We start from the raw sequence: 19,826 nt of genomic DNA, 5'->3' as shown, positions 1-19,826 counted from the left end.
CTAACGTCGCCACCGTGCACCCCGTCGCCGCCCTGCTCCACGCCCGCCGCGCCGCGAACACCCGAGCCGACGGCAGGCGCCTCGCCCTGGTGATCGAGGGCGGCGGCAGCCGGGGCGCCTTCTCCGGCGGCATGGTCGCCGGCCTGGACGACCTCGGCCTGGTCGACTGCTTCGACGCCGTCTACGGGGCCTCCGCGGGCGCGCTCAACGCCGCCTGGATGCTCGGCGGCCAGGCCCAGCTCGGCACCACCGGCTGGTCCGACCCCGCGATCATGCGCCGGGTCACCAACCCGTGGCGGCTGCGCCGGGTCGTCGACACCGAGCACCTCGTGCAGGTCATCTACCCGGCCATCCCGATGAACTTCGCGGGCATCCTGGCCAACCCCACGACCTTCCACCCGATGGCGACCGACGCGGCCACCGGTGCCGCCGTCGACCTCCGCCCGCTGATCACCGACCAGCGCACCCTGCAGCTCGCCCTGCGCGCCTCCACCGGCCTGCCGCTGCTCTCCGGGCGGCCCGTCACCCTCGCGGGCCGCACCTGGGTCGACGCCGGGCTCGCCGAGGCCATCCCGTTCCGCACCGCCACCGCCGACGGCGCCACCGACGTCCTGGTCCTGCGCACCCGCGCGGTCGGCTGGACCGCCGAGCCGCCGTCCCGGCTGGAGACCGCGGTCGTCTCCCGCTACCTGCGCAAGGCCGCCCCCGGCGCGCTCGCCGCGTGGACCGACCGGCACGCCCGCCAACTCGCCGACGACGCCGACCTCGCCGCGCACCCGAACATCCTCGAGATCCGCCCACCGGTCACCGCCCCGGACGTCCCGCGCCTGACCCGCGACACGATCCTGCTGCGCCGAGCCGTGCACCTGGGCCGCCGTGCGGCTGTAGACGCCCTCGCGAGATCGCGCCGGTCTCTGGACTGAACCGGGAGGGACGAGATCGGCTCAAAGGCGATCGGAGCCGAGGCCATGGCACAGACGTACTCAGCTGAAGTCTCGGCGCATGCAGACCCGCAGCTCCGGGTCCAGCCCCTCCTCGGCCTCCAGTGCGACCAGCTCCCGCAACTCCGGTGTCGGCTGGATCACCCGGAAGCCGATGCGCTCGTAGTAGGGCCGGTTCCACGGCACGTCCCGGAACGTCGTCAGGGTCAGCGCCGCCAGGCCCGCCGCGCGCGCCCACCGCTCGAAGTGGTCCACCAGCTCCCGGCCCAGGCCCCGCCCGCGGTACGCCGGGTCCACGGTGACCTGGGCGATGTGCCCGCACCCGCCGACCTCGCCGCCCAGCAGGTACGCGTCCACCCGGTCCTGCTCGAGCACCCACCCGACGCCGTCGTCGAGGAGCTCGTCGAACTCCTCGTCGGAGAACCCGTCGTCCTCCGCGATCTCCGGTAGGCCCACGTCGGCGAACGCCGCGCCCGCGATGACCTCGATCTCCCGCATCCGGGGGTAGTCCGCCCGGACCGCCTTCCTGATCACCCCCGAACCTCTACCACGGTCGGGGCTGGTCAGGCCAGGATCCCACGTCACACCGAGGGGTCGTTGCAGGCTTAGCAGTCGCCTGGGTAGAGTGCCAGTTGCACGGCGCCAGTACCGCCCCGACCCCCGCGACGGCGGGGTGGCAGGAGCCGTCGGCGCGGGTTCCCACCCGCGCCCTGTACCTGCCAACGCTTTCGACGACCCGTGGAGGTCACGCGGTGAGCGTGAACATCAAGCCGCTCGAAGACAAGATCCTCGTCCAGGCCAGCGAGGCCGAGGCGACCACGGCTTCCGGCCTGGTCATCCCGGACACCGCCAAGGAGAAGCCCCAGGAGGGCAAGGTCCTGGCCGTTGGACCGGGTCGGATCGACGACAAGGGCAACCGCGTCCCGGTGGACGTGGCGGTCGGTGACGTCGTCATCTACTCCAAGTACGGCGGCACCGAGATCAAGCACAACGGCGAGGAGTACCTCCTCCTGTCCGCCCGCGACGTGCTGGCCGTCATCAACTAGGACGGATCGGCCGACAAGCTGAGCGCCCCGGGCCCCCTGCGGGGCACCCGGGGCGTTTTGCGATCAATGGAGAGGTAGGCAATGCCCAAGCAGATCAGCTTCGACGAGGACGCTCGTCGGGCACTCGAGCGCGGTGTGAACAAGCTCGCCGACGCGGTCAAGGTCACCCTCGGCCCGCGCGGGCGGCACGTCGTGCTCGCCAAGAAGTTCGGCGGCCCCACCGTCACCAACGACGGCGTGACCATCGCCCGCGAGATCGAGCTCGAGGACGCCTTCGAGAACCTCGGCGCCCAGCTCGCCAAGAACGTCGCCACCAAGACCAACGACGTCGCGGGCGACGGCACCACCACCGCGACCGTGCTGGCCCAGGCCCTGGTCCGGGTCGGCCTGCGCAACGTCGCCGCGGGCGCCAACCCCACCGCCATCGGCAAGGGCATCCAGGCCGCCGCCGACGCGGTCGTGGCGTCCCTCAAGGCCAAGGCCACCCCGGTCAAGGGCCGCGACAACATCGCCCAGGTCGGCACCGTCGCCTCCCGCGACGCCTCGATCGGCGCGCTGCTCGGCGAGGCCATCGAGAAGGTCGGCGAGGACGGCGTGATCACCGTGGAGGAGTCCTCCACGCTGGCCACCGAGCTCGTCATCACCGAGGGCGTGCAGTTCGACAAGGGCTACGTCTCCGCGCACTTCGCCACCGACCTCGAGGCGCAGGAGGCCGTCCTGGAGGACGCCTACATCCTGCTGCACCGCGAGAAGATCTCGGCGCTGGCCGACCTGCTCCCCGTGCTGGAGAAGGTCGTGGAGAGCGGCCGGTCCGTGCTCATCATCGCCGAGGACGTCGAGGGCGAGGCGCTGTCCACCCTGGTGGTCAACGCCCTGCGCAAGACGATCAAGGCCGTGGCCGTCAAGGCGCCGTTCTTCGGCGACCGCCGCAAGGCGTTCCTCGACGACCTCGCCGTGGTCACCGGCGGCGAGGTCATCTCCGCCGAGGTCGGCACCAAGCTCTCCGAGGCCACCCTCGAGTCGCTGGGCACCGCCCGCCGCATCGTGGTGACCAAGGACGACACCACGATCGTCGACGGCGGGGGCGCCAAGGACGCGATCGCCGCGCGCGGTGAGCAGCTGCGCAAGGAGATCGAGGCCACCGACTCCGACTGGGACCGCGAGAAGCTGCAGGAGCGGCTGGCGAAGCTCTCGGGCGGCGTCGCCGTGATCAAGGTCGGCGCGGCCACCGAGACCGAGCTGTCCGAGCGCAAGCACCGCATCGAGGACGCCGTGGCGGCCACCAAGGCGGCCGTCGAGGAGGGCATCGTGCCCGGCGGCGGCTCCGCGTTGGTCCAGGTCAGCAAGGACCTCGAGGGCGGCCTCGGCCTCACCGGCGACGAGGCGACCGGCGTCACCATCGTCCGCGAGGCGCTGTCCGCGCCGCTGTTCTGGATCGCCGCGAACGGCGGCCAGGAGGGCGCGGTCGTGGTGAACAACGTCCGCGAGCTGCCCTGGGGCCAGGGCTTCAACGCCGCCAAGCTCACCTACGGCGACCTGCTCGCCGACGGCGTCGTCGACCCGGTCAAGGTCACCCGCTCCGCGGTCGCCAACGCCGCCTCCATCGCCCGCATGGTGCTCACCACCGAGAGCGCGGTCGTGGAGAAGAAGGCCGAGGAGCCCGCCGCCGGTGGCCACGGCCACGGCCACGGTCACGGCCACTGACCAAGCACCACCCCCGCACCACACGCGAAGGGCCCGGTCCACCTCGGACCGGGCCCTTCACGTTCGTCCAAACTCGATCAAACTGGTTCAGAAACCCCCGCACCGCCAAGCTGGTTCAGGAACTCGCCGCACCGTGGGGGTCTGGGGGGTCGCCCCCCAGTGTGAATGACGGCCGACTGGGCCCGCGCGTTCCGCGGGCACACCTCGGCTGAGGCCGTGGGGATCTGGGGGTCGCCCCCCGGATTCAATAGTGGAACGCACCGGCTCACGCTCTCCGTGAGCATGGGTGTCCCGTGCGTGAAACGTCACTTCGCTACTGCGAGCGTGCGCTTCTCGGTTTTGATGATCGCCTCGCGCTCGGACTCGGAGAGGCCGCCCCAGATGCCGTACGGCTCGTGCACGGCCAGCGCGTGGGTGCGGCACAGCGACAGCACGGGGCAGGCCTGGCAGATCGCCTTGGCCTTGGCCTCCCGGCGGGCCCTGGCCGGGCCGCGCTCGCCGTCGGGGTGGAAGAAGAACGCGCTGTCCATGCCTCTGCACGAGCCCTCAAGCTGCCAGTCCCACACGTCGGCGTTCGGACCGGGCAGCCTGCGAGTGTCCGCCATGGTGGCAGCCTCCTGAGCGAGGTGGAGCGAGTGGACTGGCGTGGAACCGGCGGAGCGCGTTACTCCATTCGGTGCAGCGATTTACACGCTAGAACCGCGCCAATACTTTGTTCAAGGGTGATCGACTCATCGGATACACGATTCAGCCGATCGGCATCACCCGGTCGACACAGCGTGGCCGGCGACCCCGGTGCGGCCGTGCCGGGGGTCACCCGAAAATCGCCATCCGGCCGCCGAATCCCCACGTCGAAGCCCGGTAGGAGCCACCCAGGGTGGTCCTCGTGGCGACTCGCCCGCGTCCGCGAAACCGATACCGAGGGTGTTCGGAGTGGCGCGCGGGCCCGATGTAGTCTCGGCGGTTTCGCGCACGTGGGGCGGCAGACGCCCGCTTGAACGGGTGGGCGCCCGCGTCCGGCGGTCGAGGTCGGTCGGGAGGCGGTGCGGCGGCCTTTGCCCGACGGGGTGTCACCTGTCGCGGCGGCGCGGTACGCGCTGCGTACATCTGGTGAGTCCGATTCGTGACCAAGCGCGCGGCGGCCCGGTCGCGCCCCTGGTCGGCACCGCGCAAACCGCTCGGCCGCGGGTCCGGTTGCCCCGGTGGTGCACCGCGCGGGCTTCCTCCGGGTGTCGTCCCGGGGCGTTCGACCTAGGCCTTTGGCCACTCAGCGGAGAGGCCCAAGCGAGAAGATGGACCAGATGAGTGACCACGATCGTGCAACCCGGTGGGCCGCCGCGTTCGGCGCCCAACCGGGCGAATCCCCTGGCCCGAACGGCTCTGACCCGGCCGGGCGGTGGCTGGCGGCGGTCGCTCTGGGTGGTCAAGGTCGCTACGCGGCGGCCACCGCGCTCCTCGAACCGGTGATCTCCGGGGCGCTGCGCGCCGACCCCGCGACCGTCGCGCTCGCCGCCTCGACCCTGGCCTCGCACCGCAGGCAGCTGGGCGGCCACGCCGCCGCCCGCCGCCTCGACGGCGCGGGCCTGCGCGCGTTGGCCGAGGCGGGCGCGCTGACCGGTGGCGCGGGGCCCCTCGACCACCGCGGCGCGCTGGGGGAGGAAGGTGCCGACCTCGCCGCCGCCCGCTCGGACGTGCTGCTCGGCTTGGCCGCGGACGCCGTCGGCCTGGGCAGGCCGGGAGAGGCGCGCAGGCTGTTCGGAATCGAGTCCGCCTGGGTCGACGCGGGCTGGCGGGCGCGGATCCGGCGCGGCTGGGTGGCCGCCGAGATCGCCTTGGCCGCGGGCGACCCGGCCGCCGCGGTCGACCCCGCCGAGGCCGCCGCCGAGGCCGCCGAGGGGTGCGGGTCGGTGCGCCACCGGGCCAAGTCGGCGCTCGTGCTCGGCGCGGTCCGCGCGGCCACCGGCGACCCCGCCGCGGCGCACCGGTTGATCACCGGGTGCCTGCGCGAGTCGGTCGAGCACGGACTGCTGCCGCTGCGGTGGGCGGGCGCGCTCGTGCTCGCCGATCTGGCGCCCGGGGTCGCCGCCGAGCACCGCTCGCGAGCGGAGCGGGTCCTGCACTGTGTGTTACGACACTCCGACCCGGCGGGCCGCGCGCTCGCCCTCGCGTCGCCGTGGCTCCCGACCTCGGGTTTTGGCCTTGGTCCGAACAGGTGACATCGGCGGTCCGGTCTTCCGGTTGATTGGTTGACAGATTTACCACCGAATCGTGTCAAGGTTGGGGCTCCAGCGTCCGATAGGGGAATTGGAACGTCACTCGGCTGCAGGAAGGAGTCCCCGTGACGACGGTCTTGATCTGCGACGACCGCCGCAGCGTGCGGGAGGGCTTGACCCGTGTCATGTCTGCTGTGCCAGGGGTCAGTCGCATCGACTGCGTAGCGCACGGTGACGAGCTGCTCGCCCGGTTCTCCCGGCAGCCGGTCGACGTCGTCCTCGTCGGCACGCAGCGCGCGGTGCCCACCGGGGTCGAAGCCACGCGGCGGCTCGTCTCGGCCAACCCCCAGGCCAATGTCATCGTCTTCGGCGCACCCGACGACGCGGGCAGCATCGCCGCCGCCATCGCGGGCGGCGCCCGCGGCTACCTGCGCTGGGACGCCTCGCGCCCCGAGCTGGTCGCCGCGCTCGCGCACACCCTGGCCAGCACCTCGGTGCCCGCGCCCCGCCAGCCCTCCGACCCGGGCGTCCAGCTCACCGACCGCGAGCTGCAGGTGCTGCGCGGCATGAGCCAGGGCAAGAGCAACGGCCAGATCGGCCGCGAGCTCTACCTGTCGGAGGACACCGTCAAGACCCACGCGCGGCGGTTGTTCCGCAAGCTCGGGGTGCGGGACCGCGCCCAGGCGGTGGCCCATGGGTTCCGGCGCGGCCTGGTCTCTTAGGTCCAACGGCGTCGGCGGCGAGCCGTGCGTGCCCGGGGCGGAACGGGCACGCACGGCTTGTCGTGTCGACGCCGCTTGGACCGACCCGCCACCACCACCCGGCCCCTCCCGACCAGCGGGCCGGGTCCGCGGACACTCGTGCGCGCGCCCGGGTGCCCGCTACTGTGTCGCGTGCCACGCCAGCCCGGGGTGGGCCCGAGCGGCACGAGCGTGTCGCGGCGGTGCCCGGCCAGGGCGGTACGGTGGACCGCGAGCCCGGCTTCGGCCTCGGTTCGGTGTCCTTCAGTTGACCGCATTCGTAACACCAGGGCTGCATTCTGCGATGACCACATTGGGGGACGGACTGGACGCGTCGGTGAGCGCTGCCGTCGAGGGTGACCCTCGAGCGGTCGAGCGGGTGCTGGCGTCGGTTCGCCCCCTGGTGGTGCGGTACTGCCGCGCCCGTGTCGGCAGGCAGGAACGGTCGTTCGCGTCCGCGGACGACGTGGCGCAGGAGGTGTGTCTCGCGGTGTTGACGGCGCTGCCCGGCTACCGCGACCAAGGCCGCCCGTTCCTGGCCTTCGTCTACGGCATCGCCGCGCACAAGGTCGCCGACGCGCACCGCGCCTCCGCCCGTAACCGCTCCGAGCCCGTCGCCGATGTCCCGGACGAGCCGGAGACCGAGGCCGGGCCCGAGCAGCGCGCCATGCAGGGCGAGTTGTCCCGGCGGATGAGCGAGTTGTTGTCGGTCCTGCCGGACAAGCAGCGTGAGATCGTCGTCCTGCGGGTAGTGGTGGGTCTGTCGGCGGAGGAGACGGCGGAGGCGGTCGGATCCACTCCCGGAGCGGTTCGGGTGGCCCAACACCGGGCACTTGCCCGGTTGCGGAAGACTTTGTCGGCGGAGGAGGTGGCCTGAAGTGCCCGACCAGAGCGGTAGCGATGAGCGCGGTGCGGACGAGGTGACGACGCCCTCGGTGCCCGGGGAGCCGGGCGCGGACCCATCTCCCGGGCTGTCCAACGTGACCCCGGTCGTGTTCGGGTCCGGGCTGCGGCTCGACCCGGAGCCCGCCGAGCTGGCCGACCTCGAGGACGCCGACGACGCGGTGGACATCTCCCGGGTCGCCGCCGACGACGCGTTCCTCGACCTGCTGGGCGCCGCGGTCCGCGGCGACCGCGGTATGCACGACGACCTCGATGACCTCGGCGACCTCGGCGCGGAAATCCCCGACCTGCCCCCCGACTTCCGCGACGACGAGCTGGCGGCCCTGCTCAGCTCGTGGCGCGACGAGGTCGACTCGGCCCCGATCGGCGAGATCGTCGACTCCCAGCTGGCCGTGGCCACGGTGTTCGCCGCGAAGGCCAGACGACGCCGCAGACCAAGGCTCCTGGTGCCGTTCGCCGCTGCCGCCGCGGTGCTGGCCATCGCCTTCACCGGCGCGGGCCTGGCCGCGCGCGACGCCCAGCCGGGCGACACGCTGTGGAGCCTGACCAAGGTCCTCTACGCCGACCACGCCCGCTCCGTCGAGGCGGCGGCGTCGGTCCGCCAGGACCTGGACATCGCCCAGACCGCCCTCGCCGAGGGCAAGGTCGCCGAGGCCAAGTCCAAGCTCGAAGACGCCCAGAAGGGCCTGCCGGTCATCGCCAGCGAGGACGGCCAGGCCGAACTCGCCGCCACCCACGCCGACCTGCTGTCGCAGCTCCCGGGTGTGCCCGCCAACGGCGTGCAGGTACCGCCGTCGGCCACGCCGAGCACCGCGTCGCCGACGCCGACCCAGCAGCTCAACCCGCCGCCGTCGACGTCGTCGAACAGCCAGCAGCAGCCCGCGCCGACGTCGCAGCAGCAGCCGAGCACCCCGCCGACGACGACCGATCCGGTCACGCCGCCGTCGACCACGGAACCGCCGCCGACCACGACGACGCAGACCCAGCCGCAGACCGAGTCGCCCCGGATGAACGAGCCGACCAGTGGCACGGGCAACGGCGTCGCCCCGGCGGAAGGCGGCAACAGCCAGGGCCAGTCGTTCTCGGCGCCCGGCGCGAACGGCACGACGAGCACCACCCCCTGACCGGCGCGACAACGACGACGAAGGCCGCCCCCGGAGCAGTACCCGGGGGCGGCCTTCGTCGTGTGGTCTTCGGTGCCTAGAGCGCGTTCTCGCTGGCCGTGACGCCGTCCGCGTAGCCGCGGCAGTACTCCCAGCTCACGTAGGACACCGGGTCCGGGTCGAAGGCGGGCTCGTGCGGCCGCATCCGGCCGTCGTTGAGCAGCTGCTCCAGGCTCGCCGCGAGCAGCGCCCAGTCGTGGTAGTGCGGCTCCTGGCACTCGCCGCAGTCCACCACGATCCCCCGGACCCCGCGCGGCTCCAGCAGCGCCTGGTACACGGCGAGGTCGGACAGGTCGGCCAGCAGCTCTTCGCGTTCTTCGTCGCTCATCGGTGGGCCTGCCTCGTCGTCGGGCTCGTCGAGCACCCGGGCGGGGTCGTCGGGGTCGTCGGCGAACGGGTCGGGCGGCAGCGCCCCGCGGCGGGGGTCCCCGGCGGGCCGGTCGTCCCTGGGGCCTCCGGAGAACGGGTTGGGGGGAACTGCGTCATGCGGCACGACCACGCACGGTACCGGGCGATGCCGGGGGACTGCCCGGATACCATGTCGGAACCGGGTCACCCGCTCACCCGCGCGGGCTCTCGGCTCGGTAGCAGGCCACCCCAGCACCCCCGGCACGGCCACCGGGACCGCCAGCAGGCAGGAAGGTCCGCCACCCACCATGACCAGCGAGCTCAACGCTGACGGGGTCCCGACCAAGTTCGCCACCCTCGGGCTCACGTTCGACGACGTGCTGCTGCAACCGGCGCAATCGGATGTGATCCCCAGCACTGTCGACACGGGAACCCGGATCTCGCGCAATGTGACGCTGCGCATCCCGGTCGCGTCGGCCGCGATGGACACCGTCACCGAGGGCCGGATGGCCATCGCGATGGCCCGCCAGGGCGGCATCGGCATCCTGCAGCGCAACCTCTCCATCGAGGACCAGGCGCGGCAGGCGGAGACGGTGAAGCGGTCCGAGGCGGGCATGGTCACCGACCCCGTCACCTGCTCCCCGGGCGACACCCTCGCCGAGGTCGACGCGATGTGCGCGCGCTACCGGATCTCCGGTCTGCCGGTCACCGACGCGCAGGGCACCCTCGTGGGCATCATCACCAACCGGGACATGCGCTTCGAGGTCGACCACACCCGGCTGGTCTCCGAGGTCATGACCAAGGGCCCGCTGGTCACCGCCCAGGTCGGGGTGTCCGCCGAGGCCGCGCTCGGCCTGCTGCGCAGGCACAAGGTGGAGAAGCTGCCGATCGTCGACGGCGACGGGAAGCTGCGCGGCCTGATCACGGTCAAGGACTTCGTCAAGACCGAGCAGTACCCGAACGCCACCAAGGACCCGGACGGCAGGCTCATCTGCGGCGCCGCGGTCGGCGTCGGCGACGACGGCTACAAGCGCGCGATGACGCTGTTCGACGCCGGTGTGGACGTGCTGATGGTGGACACCGCGCACGGCCACTCGCGCGCGGTGCTCGACATCGTCGCCCGGCTGAAGAAGGAGCTCGGCGACGCGGTCGACGTCGTCGGCGGCAACGTGGCCACCCGCGCGGGCGCGCAGGCCATGGTCGAGGCGGGCGCGGACGGCGTGAAGGTCGGCGTCGGCCCCGGCTCGATCTGCACCACCCGGGTGGTCGCGGGCGTCGGCGTGCCGCAGATCACCGCCATCTACGAGGCGTCGCTGGCCGCGGGCCCGGCGGGCATCCCGGTGATCGGCGACGGCGGCATCCAGTACTCCGGCGACATCGCCAAGGCCATCGCGGCGGGCGCGGACGCGGTCATGCTGGGCAGCCTGCTGGCGGGGACCGCGGAGGCCCCCGGCGAGCTGATCCTGGTCAACGGCAAGCAGTTCAAGAGCTACCGCGGCATGGGCTCGCTCGGCGCGATGCGCTCGCGCGGCGAGGCCAAGTCCTACTCCAAGGACCGCTACGCCCAGGACGACGTGCTCTCCGACGACAAGCTGGTGCCCGAGGGCATCGAGGGCCGGGTGCCCTACCGCGGCCCGCTCTCGCAGGTCATCTTCCAGCTGGTCGGCGGGCTGCGCGCGGGCATGGGCTTCACCGGCTCGCGCACGATCCCGGAGCTCAAGCAGGCGCAGCTGATCCGGATCACGGCGGCGGGGCTCAAGGAGAGCCACCCGCACGACATCACCATGACCGTCGAAGCGCCGAACTACACCACCCGCTGAGCCCCGGCTCGGCACCCGGAAAGGAACACCCCCAGTGCGGGATCTTGTCGACATCGGCATGGGTCGGACGGCCCGGCGCGCCTTCGGCCTCGACGAGGTGGAGATCGTGCCGTCGCGGCGCACCCGCTCGTCCAAGGACGTCTCGACCACCTGGCAGATCGACGCCTACCGGTTCGACATCCCGCTGGTCACGCACCCGACCGACGCCATCGTCTCGCCCGGCACCGCGGTGGCGGTCGGCGAGCTGGGCGGGCTCGGGGTGCTCAACGCCGAGGGCCTGTGGGCCCGGCACGCCGACGTCGACACGGCGCTGCTGCGCCTGGTGGAGGCCGCGGAGAAGGGCGACGACCCGGCGGACCTGGTGCGCGCGCTGCAGCGGCTGCACGCCGAGCCGATCCAGGTGGAGCTGCTCACCGAGGCGATCCGCAAGGTCCGCGACTCGGGCGTCACGGTCGCGGCCAGGGTGAGCCCGCAGCGGGCCGCCGAGCTGACCCCGCACCTGCTGGCCGCGGGCGTGGAGATCCTGGTGGTGCAGGGCACGATCGTCTCCGCCGAGCACGTGACCAGGGACAACGGCGACCCGCTCAACCTCAAGAGCTTCATCGCCGACCTGGACGTGCCAGTCATCGCGGGCGGCGTGCACGACTACCGCACCGCCATCCACCTTATGCGCACCGGCGCGGCGGGCGTGATCGTCGGCCACGGGCACTGCGCCGGGGTCACCACGACCGACGCCGCGCTGGGCATCGGCACGCCGATGGCCACCGCGATCGTCGACGCGGCGGCCGCGCGCCGGGACTACCTGGACGAGACCGGCGGCCGGTACGTGCACGTCATCGCCGACGGCGACGTGCACGCCAGCGGCGACATCGCCAAGTCGATCGCCTGCGGCGCGGATGCGGTCATGCTGGGCGCGCCGCTCGCGGTGGCCGCCGAGGCGCCCGGTCAGGGCCTGTACTGGACGTCGGCGGCGGCGCACCCGTCGCTGCCGCGCAGCCGGGTGGTGCCGGTCGTCGAGGACGTCGAGGTCGACCTGAAGACGCTGCTGTTCGGCCCGTCCGGGGACGCGGACGGGCTGGTCAACCTGTTCGGCGCGCTGCGCAGGGCGCTGGCCAAGACCGGCTACTCGGACCTGAAGGAGTTCCAGAAGGTCGGCTTGACGGTCCGCGGATGAGGACCGTGCTGCGGTCGGGTGGTGGCTTCGCGCTGGTCGAGGCCACCGAGGCGGATCTGGAACTGGTCCGGGCGGGCTTCGACGGCGCGTTCGACGTGGACCCGGACGACCGGCCGGTGGCGCCGCCGTCGGAGATCCACCGGGCCGTGGTGGTCGACCAGGTCACTGGTGCGCCGCTCGGGGACATGAGCTGGCACCGGGTGTCCTGGGGCCGCACGTACGCGTGCGGGGCCTGGAACATGGGCATCGGGTTGCTGCCGTCCGCGCGCGGTCGGGGCGCCGGTGCGGGGGCGTTGCGGCTGCTCGTGGCGCACCTGTTCGCGACCACCGACCTGGACCGGGTCGAGGCGTCGACGGACGTGGTGAACACCGCGGCGCAGCGCGCGATCGAGGCGGCCGGGCTGCGGCGGGAGGGTGTCGCGCGGGGCGCGCAGCTGCGCGGTGGTGAGCGGCGGGACATGGTCATGTACGGGCTGCTGCGGTCCGACCTGGCCTGATCCGTGTTACCGGCGGTTACAGAAAAGTCCGTTCGGGGGCTGGTCGCGGGTGTCCGGCTGCGCCTAGCCTCTCGGCATGGGTGCGCAACTCGCCGGTAACAACGCCGACTACGACGTCCTGGTGGTCGGCTCGGGGTTCGGCGGCAGCGTCGCCGCGCTCCGGTTGGTGGAGAAGGGCTACCGGGTCGCGGTGGTCGAGGCGGGTCGCCGGTTCGCCGACGACGAGTTCGCCAAGACGTCGTGGGATCTGCGCAACTACCTGTGGGCGCCCGCGCTGGGCTGCTACGGCATCCAGCGCATCCACCTGCTCAAGGACGTGCTGGTGCTCGCGGGGGCCGGTGTCGGCGGTGGGTCGCTGGTCTACGCGAACACGCTCTACCGTCCACTCAAGCCGTTCTACGCGGACCGGCAGTGGGCGCACATCACCGACTGGGAGAGCGAACTCGCGCCCCACTACGACCAGGCGACGCGGATGCTCGGCGTGGTCACGAACCCGACGGTGACGCCGTCGGACGAGGTGATGCGCAAGGTCGCCGCGGACATGGGGGTTGCGGACTCTTACCACCCGACGCCGGTAGGGGTCTTCTTCGGCGCACCGGGTGAGCGCGCGCAAGACCCGTACTTCGGCGGCGCGGGGCCGGAACGCACCGGGTGCACCGAATGCGGGTCGTGCATGACCGGGTGCCGGGTAGGCGCCAAGAACACCCTGGTGAAGAACTACCTCTATCTGGCGGAGAAAGCCGGGGCGCGAATCGTTCCACTCACGACGGTCACCGCGGTGCGTCCGCGCGGCGATGGGTCCTTTGAGGTCGATTTGCGTAAGACCGGAACGCGGTCCAAGAGGTTCCGTACGACCGTCACGGCCGGACAGGTCGTGTTGGCCGCCGGGACGTGGGGTACGCAGAACCTGTTGCACGCCATGCGGGACACGGGCACGTTGCCGCGCCTGTCGTCGCGGCTGGGGGAGCTGACCCGGACCAACTCGGAGGCCATCCTCGGCGCGGGGCGCACGTCCGTGGACCCGTCGGTGGACTACAGCCGGGGTGTCGCGATCACCTCGTCGTTCCACCCGGACGCGAACACCCACATCGAGCCGGTCCGCTACGGCAAGGGCAGCAACGCGATGAGCCTGCTGCAGACCATCGCGACCGACGGCACCTCGCCCGTGCCGCGCTGGCGGCAGGCGCTGCGGTTCATGGCCCGGCACCCGGTCCAGACCGCGAAGCTGCTGCAGGGCTACCGGTGGAGCGAGCGGACGGTGATCCTGCTGGTGATGCAGAGCCTGGACAACTCGATCACCACCTACACCCGGCCCGGTCTGTTCGGCCGCCGCTACACCTCGCGGCAGGGCCACGGCGAGCCCAACCCGTCGTTCATCCCGGCCGGGCAGGTGGCCAACGAGCTGACCGCCCGGCACATCGGCGGTATGCCCGGCGGCACCTGGGGCGACCTGGCCGACGTCCCGATCACCGCCCACTTCATCGGCGGCTGCCCGATCGGCACGTCCCCCGACGACAGCGTCATCGACCCGTACCACCGCGTGCACGGCTACCCGGGGCTGTCCGTGGTCGACGGCGCCGCCATCACCGCCAACCTGGGCGTGAACCCGTCCCTGACCATCACCGCCCAAGCCGAGCGCGCGTTCTCGCTGTGGCCGAACAAGGGCGAACCCGATCCCCGCCCCGACCCCGGGACGCCGTACCGCCGGGTGGACCCGGTCGACCCGGTCGCGCCCACCGTGCCCGCCTCGGCACCTGCCGCCCTTCGCCCCACCGCGGTCCCACCGCGCGCGGATGCCTGCGACTGAGCCATGCCCGCACCACCAAGCCGCGCCTTTGAGACGCTCACCAGGTGGACGGCGATCGACTCGCGCACCTGGTCGACGAGAAGCAGGCAGGACCGGAGGTCGTGACCCCGCTGCGAGGCGGAGTGGCCGGGTTGCGAGCCGGCGCCGCGCCGCGGAGCGTCCCGCCGGAGACGGTCTACCGGATCAAGGTTTCGCTGCTGGGGGCGACGCCGCCGATCTGGCGGCGGTTGGAGGTGGCCGCGGACATCTTCCTCGGCGGGCTCCACGAGGTGATCCAGCGGGCGTTCGACTGGGACGGCGGTCACCTGCACGTCTTCCGGACGCCTCGCGGTGACTTCGGCGTGCCCTACTCCGACATGGGCTTCGCGGACCAGGACACCGCCACCTTGGCCGACGTGGCGCCCGGGGTCGGCGGGAAGATCGGCTACCACTACGACTTCGGGGACTGCTGGGACCACGAGATCGTGGTCGAGGAAGTGATGGCGCCGTGCACCGCGGCGTTGCGGCCTTCCGGTCGCTGACCTGTGGTTGATCTTTGCCGGAGTGAGTTGTCCACATGGGCCGATTTTCTCCACAGGTCGTTCCGGGGGCCTGTACCCGGGGCGGTCGCGGTGGCAGGGTGGCCGTTGTGACAAAAGCATTCGCGTCCAGCGCCGACCTCGAGCGCAAAGTCGAGACCTTCACCGAACTCGCCGACGGCGTGTACGCGTTGACCGCCGAGGGCGACCCCAACGTGGGCGCCGTCGAGGGCGAGGACTTCGTGGTCTGCTTCGAGGCGAGGGCCACCCCGGTCGCCGCCCGCCGCTGGCTCGACCTGCTGCGCGAGCGCACCGACAAACCGGTGCGCTACCTGGTGCTCAGTCACTACCACGCGGTCCGGGTGCTCGGCGCGAGCGCGTTCGACGCCCAGGAGATCATCACCCACGAGACCACCCGTGAGCTCATCGCCGAGCGCGGCGAGGCCGACTGGGCCAGCGAACTGGGGCGGATGCCGCGGCTGTTCGAGGAGCCGGACAGCATCCCGGGCCTCACCCGGCCCACGCTCACCTTCACCGACCGGATGGTCATCCCGCTCGGCGGCGACCGCGGCGACCTGGTGCTGGCGTACTGCGGGCGCGGGCACACCGCGGGCGACATCGTGGCCTGGCTGCCGAAGAAGAAGATCCTGTTCGCGGGCGACCTGGTGGAGGCCAAGGCCGCGCTGTACACCGGCGACGCCTTCCACGACGACTGGGCCACCACCACGCTGGACGCGGTGGCCGCCTTCGGCGCCGAGACGCTGGTCGGCGGGCGCGGCGCGGTCGCCCAGGGCACCGAGGCCGTGGCCGCCGCCATCGCCCAGTCCCGGCACTTCCTCGACGAGCTGCGCCGCATCGTCGGCGAGGTCCACCGCCGCGGCGGCACGGTCGGCGAGGCGTTCCGCGCCACCCACACCGCGCTGGAGCCGGAGTACGGCCGCTGGCCGATCTTCGAGCACTGCCTGCCCTTCGACGTGCAGCGCTACTGGGACGAGCTGGACGGCCACGACTGGCCGGTGGTCTGGACCGCCGAGCGGGACCGCGAGGTGTGGGCGGCGCTCCAGGAGGGCCGGTGACCGAGCCGGTCCTCATCGTCGGCGGTGGTCCGGTCGGGCTGACCGCCGCGCTCGTGCTGGCCCGCCACGGCGTGCCGAGCCTGGTCGTCGAGGCGCTGCCGGGGCGGCTGCTGGAGGGCAGCCGCGCCATCTGCGTGCAACGGGACGTGCTGGACGTGCTCGAGCGCGTCGGCGCCGGGCGCGAGGTGGTCGAGCGCGGTGTCACCTGGTACTCGGGGCGGATCTTCTACCGCGAGCACGAGGTCTTCTCGATGACCCTGCCCGAGCCCGCGCCCGGGCACTTCCCGCCGTTCGTGAACACCCCGCAGAACAGCATCGAGCACGTGCTGGAGGCCAGGGTCCGCGCCGAACCGCTGATCGACCTGCGGTACAGCACCAAGGCGGTGGCCGTCGAGCAGGACGCGGACGGGGTGTCGCTGACCATCGAGGGTCCACAAGGGACGGAGACGGTGCGCGGCACGCACTGCGTCGCCGCCGACGGCAGCCGGTCCACGCTGCGCAAGCTGCTCGGGCTCACGTTCAACGGGCACTCGTACGGCGACAAGTTCCTCATCACCGACATCCGCGCCGACTTCGGGTTCCCCGTGCCGGAGCGGCGGTTCTACTTCGACCCGGAGTGGAACCCGGGTCGCCAGGCGCTGCTGCACCCGCAGCCGGACTCGGTCTGGCGCATCGACTGGCAGGTGCCCGACGAGTACGACCTCGCCGCCGAGCAGGAGAGCGGCGCGCTGGAGGCGCGCATCCGCCGGGTGCTCGGCGACCTGGAGTACGAGTTGGTGTGGGCGTCGCTGTACCGCTTCCACCAGCGCCGCGTCCCGACCATGCGCGTCGGCCGGATCCTGCTGTGCGGCGACTCGGCGCACATCATGAGCCCCTTCGGCGCGCGCGGGATGAACTCGGGCATCACCGAGGCGGAGAACGCGGCCTGGAAGATCGCCGCCATCCGCACCGGCTGGGGCGCCCCGGCCCTGCTGGACACCTACGACCTCGAACGCGGCCCGGCCACCGACGAGAACCTGCGCGTCACCGGCACCACCATGCGGTTCCTCTGCCCGGCCGACGACGAGGAATGGGCCCGCCGCCTCGACGTCCTCCAGCGCAGCGTGACCGACCCCGAGGTCGCCGCGAAGATCGACTCCGGACGGCTCGCCGAGCCCTTCTGGTACCTCGACTCCCCGCTGACCAGCCACGCCCCGGACGCCGACCTGTCGGCCTTCCCGCGCGAGCCGGGCGTCCCCCGGCCGACGGTCCCCGGGGTGCTCTGCCCGGACGTCCCGTTCCCGGACGGCACCCGGCTGCGGGACCACCTGGGACCGCTGTTCACCCTGCTGGCCGCCCCGGACGCCACCATCCCGGACGAACTCCTGGCCGCCCCCGAACTGGCCACCCTGGCCCCACCCCGCGTCGTGCCCTTACCCGCCAACGCGGTCGAGGCACTGGACCTGCCCCCGACCGCCGCCGCACTGGTCCGCCCCGACGGCTTCCTGGCGGCGACCTTCACCGACGAGGTCGACCTGGCCAAGAACCTCACCCCGGCCCTGCTCCAGGCGGCAGGCTGGAACCACACCGACCGCGAATCCGGAACCTGACCCGCTGGTTCCGGGGCGCGGACGCCAAACCGTCCGCGCCCCGGAACCCTGGTCGGTCGGAAAATGAGCCCACCCACTCCCGACGAGTAGGTGGTGCCATGTGGCGATGATGGCCGCGGCCGGCCACACCGTCTACGCGCTCAACCCGTTGCGGGTGGCGAGGGCTCCGCCACCGGTCCAGGTGGCTCGGCTGACGATCGGCCCCGATCGGCACCGCACCCGTCGCGGCCGCAGCCCATGGCCGCAGCCCATGGCCGCAGCCCATGGCCGCAGCCCATGGCCGCAGCCCATGGCCGCAGCCCATGCGTCTCCTTCGGGGCCTGTTCTTCGGCGCCGAGTGCTCGCGGGATTCGGCGACGACCAAGCGCCTACGCCACCGCCAAGCTCACAAGAACCACGCGGGAGTCGGCCCATCACCCCGGCCTCCGGCGAGAAGATCGCCTTGACCCCGCGTCGCCCACGACAATCGACGCCCTCCGCAGCCAGGCGTTCGACGCGCGGGCTGTGATCGTCCGGCGCATGTGCCTACCGCGACCGCCAACGCGGCCACGGCGTCCCACTCCGCCTGGCCGCACCGCGCGGGCTCGCCGGTGGCTTGGCGGCCAGGCCCCCGAGATGCCTTTCGGGCCACCGGTTCCACACCCCAACACGCCCGAAAACGTGAGCATCACACACCTTTTTCCGGGTTTGTGAAAGATGTTGTGGGGGCGCGGCACTAGGCAGGGGTACTTCCAGGGTGGTGAGATCTGGACCGCGCGCGGGCGGGAGGACGAGGACTTGATCAGTAGGCGATCGTTTCTGCGGGTGGGCGGGCTGGGGGCGGCGGCGACCGTGGCGGGGTGTTCCGGCGGGGGACCGACAGCCGCCAACGCGACCGGTGCGCGCACGTCCGCCACCACCACGGCGGCGGCCACGAGCACGAGTGCCGCGCCGCTGGACTGGGGCGCGCTGCGCGACCGGCTCGGCGGTGCGCTGCTGCAGTCCGGTTCGCCCGACTTCGGCGCCGCCATCCGGTTGAAGAACCCGATCTTCGACAAGCGCAACCCGGCGGGCCTGGCGCTGTGCGGCAGCGCCGAGCACGTCCAGGCGTGCGTCGAGTTCGCCCGGCAGGCGAAGATCCCGATCGCCGCCCGCAGCGGTGGCCACAGCTACGCGGGCTACTCCGCGCCCGACGGGGGCCTGATCGTCGACGTCGGTCGGATGGCGTCGGTCGAGGTGCGCACCGACGGCACCGCTGTCATCGGCGCGGGCGCCCGGCTCATCGACGTCTACACCGCCCTGGCCGCCAAGGGCCGCTGCCTCCCGGCGGGCACCTGCCCCACGGTCGGCGTCGCGGGTCTGGCGCTCGGCGGCGGCCTGGGCGTCTTCACCCGCAAGTTCGGTCTGACCTGCGACCGCCTGGTGTCCGCCCAGATCGTCACCGCGGACAGCGTGCTGCGCCCGGCCTCGCCGTCCAACGAACCCGACCTGTTCTGGGCGCTGCGCGGCGGTGGCGGCGGCAACTTCGGCGTCGTCACGTCCTTCACCTTCACCACCGAACCCGCCCCGGACGTCACCGTCTTCCACCTGTCCTACCCGGCGGCCGCCGCGGCGGCCGTGGTCGCGGCCTGGCAGGGCTGGGCGACCGCGGTACCCGACGAGCTCTGGTCGGCCGTCGCGGTCAACGGCGACGCCGCCAAGGGCGCCGCGCTCTCCGGCTGCTTCATCGGCACACCGGCGAACCTCAACCCGCTGCTGGAGCAGTTCACCAAGCAGGCGGGCAAACCCAAGAGCCGCTTGGTGCAGCAAAAGGGCTACCTGGAAGCCATGCGCTACTTCGCGGGCTGCACCCAGAAGGGCGGCGACTGCCCGCCACCCAACCAACCCCGCAACGCCTTCGTCGCGTCCTCGCGGGTCATCACCGCGCCCCTCGACGCCCAGGGCCTGGTCGCCACCCTCGACGGCAGGCCCGACATGACCCTGCTCCTCGACGCCCTCGGCGGCGCCGTGGCCAAGTTCGGGCCGGAGGAAACCGCCTTCCCGCACCGAAAAGCCCTCGGCACGGTGCAGATCTACCTGAACACCAAGGTCACCGACGTCGAGGCGGCCAACCGCTCGGTCGCCGAAGTCCGCGACGCCCTGGCCCGCCTCGGCGCCCGCGGCGGGTACGTGAACTACATCGAGGCGGCCATGCCGGACTGGGGTCCCGCCTACTACGGCCAGAACCTCAGCAGGCTCGACAGCGTGGTCCGGCGCTACGACCCGGACGCCGTCTTCACCTTCCCCCAGTCCATCCACCGCACCTGAC

18 protein-coding genes are annotated in these 19,826 nt (G+C 72.4%); 15 read left to right on the top strand and 3 right to left on the bottom strand.

Features of this window, described 5'->3' with window-relative positions:
- Positions 1-14: 14 nt before the first annotated feature.
- The gene (locus tag V5P93_RS33960; protein ID WP_104478034.1) at positions 15-923 is read left to right on the top strand and encodes a patatin family protein; all 909 of its coding nucleotides are present in this window, start codon (positions 15-17) and stop codon (positions 921-923) included.
- A 60-nt stretch (positions 924-983) separates the two neighbouring features.
- On the opposite strand, the gene V5P93_RS33955 is transcribed toward V5P93_RS33960, so the two are convergent.
- On the bottom strand, positions 984-1,475 hold the full coding sequence (locus V5P93_RS33955; protein ID WP_245931148.1) for a GNAT family N-acetyltransferase: 492 nt from the start codon (positions 1,473-1,475) through the stop codon (positions 984-986).
- 218 nt (positions 1,476-1,693) lie between these two features.
- Between V5P93_RS33955 and groES the strand changes: the two genes are divergently transcribed.
- Together groES and groL are read left to right on the top strand one after the other, a co-directional pair.
- Positions 1,694-1,987, top strand: coding sequence for a co-chaperone GroES (groES, locus tag V5P93_RS33950; RefSeq protein WP_104478035.1), 294 nt, complete (start codon positions 1,694-1,696; stop codon positions 1,985-1,987).
- Positions 1,988-2,068: 81 nt separating this feature from the next.
- Positions 2,069-3,691: a chaperonin GroEL gene (gene groL, locus V5P93_RS33945; protein WP_104478036.1), complete on the top strand. Its 1,623-nt coding sequence runs from the start codon at positions 2,069-2,071 to the stop codon at positions 3,689-3,691.
- 305 nt (positions 3,692-3,996) lie between these two features.
- Here groL and V5P93_RS33940 read toward each other — a convergent pair whose 3' ends face one another.
- Complete coding sequence (locus V5P93_RS33940) at positions 3,997-4,296, bottom strand: WhiB family transcriptional regulator (protein WP_104478037.1); 300 nt, start codon at positions 4,294-4,296, stop codon at positions 3,997-3,999.
- Between the two features lie 696 nt (positions 4,297-4,992).
- Here V5P93_RS33940 and V5P93_RS33935 point away from each other — a divergent pair.
- The 4 genes from V5P93_RS33935 to V5P93_RS33920 all read left to right on the top strand — a co-directional run bounded on the left by V5P93_RS33935 (position 4,993) and on the right by V5P93_RS33920 (position 8,671).
- Positions 4,993-5,907, top strand: coding sequence for a hypothetical protein (locus V5P93_RS33935; RefSeq protein ID WP_104478311.1), 915 nt, complete (start codon positions 4,993-4,995; stop codon positions 5,905-5,907).
- A gap of 122 nt (positions 5,908-6,029) precedes the next feature.
- Complete coding sequence (locus V5P93_RS33930; protein WP_018682728.1) at positions 6,030-6,626, top strand: response regulator transcription factor; 597 nt, start codon at positions 6,030-6,032, stop codon at positions 6,624-6,626.
- A 322-nt stretch (positions 6,627-6,948) separates the two neighbouring features.
- Complete coding sequence (locus V5P93_RS33925) at positions 6,949-7,521, top strand: sigma-70 family RNA polymerase sigma factor (RefSeq protein WP_104478038.1); 573 nt, start codon at positions 6,949-6,951, stop codon at positions 7,519-7,521.
- 1 nt (position 7,522) lies between these two features.
- On the top strand, positions 7,523-8,671 hold the full coding sequence (locus V5P93_RS33920) for a hypothetical protein (protein WP_104478039.1): 1,149 nt from the start codon (positions 7,523-7,525) through the stop codon (positions 8,669-8,671).
- Positions 8,672-8,747: 76 nt separating this feature from the next.
- Here the strand turns inward: V5P93_RS33920 and V5P93_RS33915 are convergent, their stop codons facing one another.
- On the bottom strand, positions 8,748-9,119 hold the full coding sequence (locus V5P93_RS33915) for a DUF5319 domain-containing protein (protein ID WP_104478312.1): 372 nt from the start codon (positions 9,117-9,119) through the stop codon (positions 8,748-8,750).
- A 247-nt stretch (positions 9,120-9,366) separates the two neighbouring features.
- Between V5P93_RS33915 and guaB the strand changes: the two genes are divergently transcribed.
- The 8 genes from guaB to V5P93_RS33875 all read left to right on the top strand — a co-directional run bounded on the left by guaB (position 9,367) and on the right by V5P93_RS33875 (position 19,825).
- Positions 9,367-10,878: an IMP dehydrogenase gene (guaB, locus tag V5P93_RS33910; protein WP_104478040.1), complete on the top strand. Its 1,512-nt coding sequence runs from the start codon at positions 9,367-9,369 to the stop codon at positions 10,876-10,878.
- 34 nt (positions 10,879-10,912) lie between these two features.
- The gene (locus V5P93_RS33905) at positions 10,913-12,052 is read left to right on the top strand and encodes a GuaB3 family IMP dehydrogenase-related protein (protein WP_104478041.1); all 1,140 of its coding nucleotides are present in this window, start codon (positions 10,913-10,915) and stop codon (positions 12,050-12,052) included.
- Complete coding sequence (locus V5P93_RS33900; RefSeq protein WP_104478042.1) at positions 12,049-12,549, top strand: GNAT family N-acetyltransferase; 501 nt, start codon at positions 12,049-12,051, stop codon at positions 12,547-12,549. Before V5P93_RS33905 ends, V5P93_RS33900 begins: the two co-directional genes overlap by 4 nt.
- A gap of 76 nt (positions 12,550-12,625) precedes the next feature.
- Positions 12,626-14,356, top strand: a complete 1,731-nt coding sequence (locus V5P93_RS33895; RefSeq protein WP_104478043.1) for an FAD-dependent oxidoreductase — start codon at positions 12,626-12,628, stop codon at positions 14,354-14,356.
- A gap of 44 nt (positions 14,357-14,400) precedes the next feature.
- Positions 14,401-14,877: a plasmid pRiA4b ORF-3 family protein gene (locus V5P93_RS33890; protein ID WP_104478044.1), complete on the top strand. Its 477-nt coding sequence runs from the start codon at positions 14,401-14,403 to the stop codon at positions 14,875-14,877.
- A gap of 107 nt (positions 14,878-14,984) precedes the next feature.
- Positions 14,985-15,950 carry an MBL fold metallo-hydrolase gene (locus V5P93_RS33885; RefSeq protein WP_104478045.1) on the top strand — a complete coding sequence of 322 codons (966 nt, stop codon included), beginning with the start codon at positions 14,985-14,987 and terminating at the stop codon, positions 15,948-15,950.
- Positions 15,947-17,539, top strand: coding sequence for an FAD-dependent monooxygenase (locus tag V5P93_RS33880; RefSeq protein ID WP_104478046.1), 1,593 nt, complete (start codon positions 15,947-15,949; stop codon positions 17,537-17,539). Before V5P93_RS33885 ends, V5P93_RS33880 begins: the two co-directional genes overlap by 4 nt.
- A gap of 804 nt (positions 17,540-18,343) precedes the next feature.
- Entirely contained in the window at positions 18,344-19,825 is a 1,482-nt protein-coding gene (locus tag V5P93_RS33875; protein WP_245931149.1) for an FAD-binding oxidoreductase, read from the top strand.
- Position 19,826: the final 1 nt, after the last annotated feature.

This window comes from Actinokineospora auranticolor (genome assembly GCF_041897805.1).
In the GTDB taxonomy this organism is placed as follows: Bacteria; Actinomycetota; Actinomycetes; order Mycobacteriales; family Pseudonocardiaceae; genus Actinokineospora; species Actinokineospora auranticolor.
Note: the sequence above shows the minus strand (reverse complement) of the source record. Positions and strands in the feature narration are given on the sequence as shown.

Bases quoted from the DNA above. Each gene is read 5' to 3' on its own strand.
- V5P93_RS33925 (WP_104478038.1), top strand. From the start codon at position 6,949: ATGACCACATTGGGGGACGGACTGGACGCGTCGGTGAGCGCTGCCGTC.
- V5P93_RS33940 (WP_104478037.1), bottom strand. From the start codon at position 4,296: ATGGCGGACACTCGCAGGCTGCCCGGTCCGAACGCCGACGTGTGGGAC.
- guaB (WP_104478040.1), top strand. From the start codon at position 9,367: ATGACCAGCGAGCTCAACGCTGACGGGGTCCCGACCAAGTTCGCCACC.
- V5P93_RS33935 (WP_104478311.1), top strand. From the start codon at position 4,993: ATGAGTGACCACGATCGTGCAACCCGGTGGGCCGCCGCGTTCGGCGCC.
- groL (WP_104478036.1), top strand. From the start codon at position 2,069: ATGCCCAAGCAGATCAGCTTCGACGAGGACGCTCGTCGGGCACTCGAG.
- V5P93_RS33900 (WP_104478042.1), top strand. From the start codon at position 12,049: ATGAGGACCGTGCTGCGGTCGGGTGGTGGCTTCGCGCTGGTCGAGGCC.
- V5P93_RS33895 (WP_104478043.1), top strand. From the start codon at position 12,626: ATGGGTGCGCAACTCGCCGGTAACAACGCCGACTACGACGTCCTGGTG.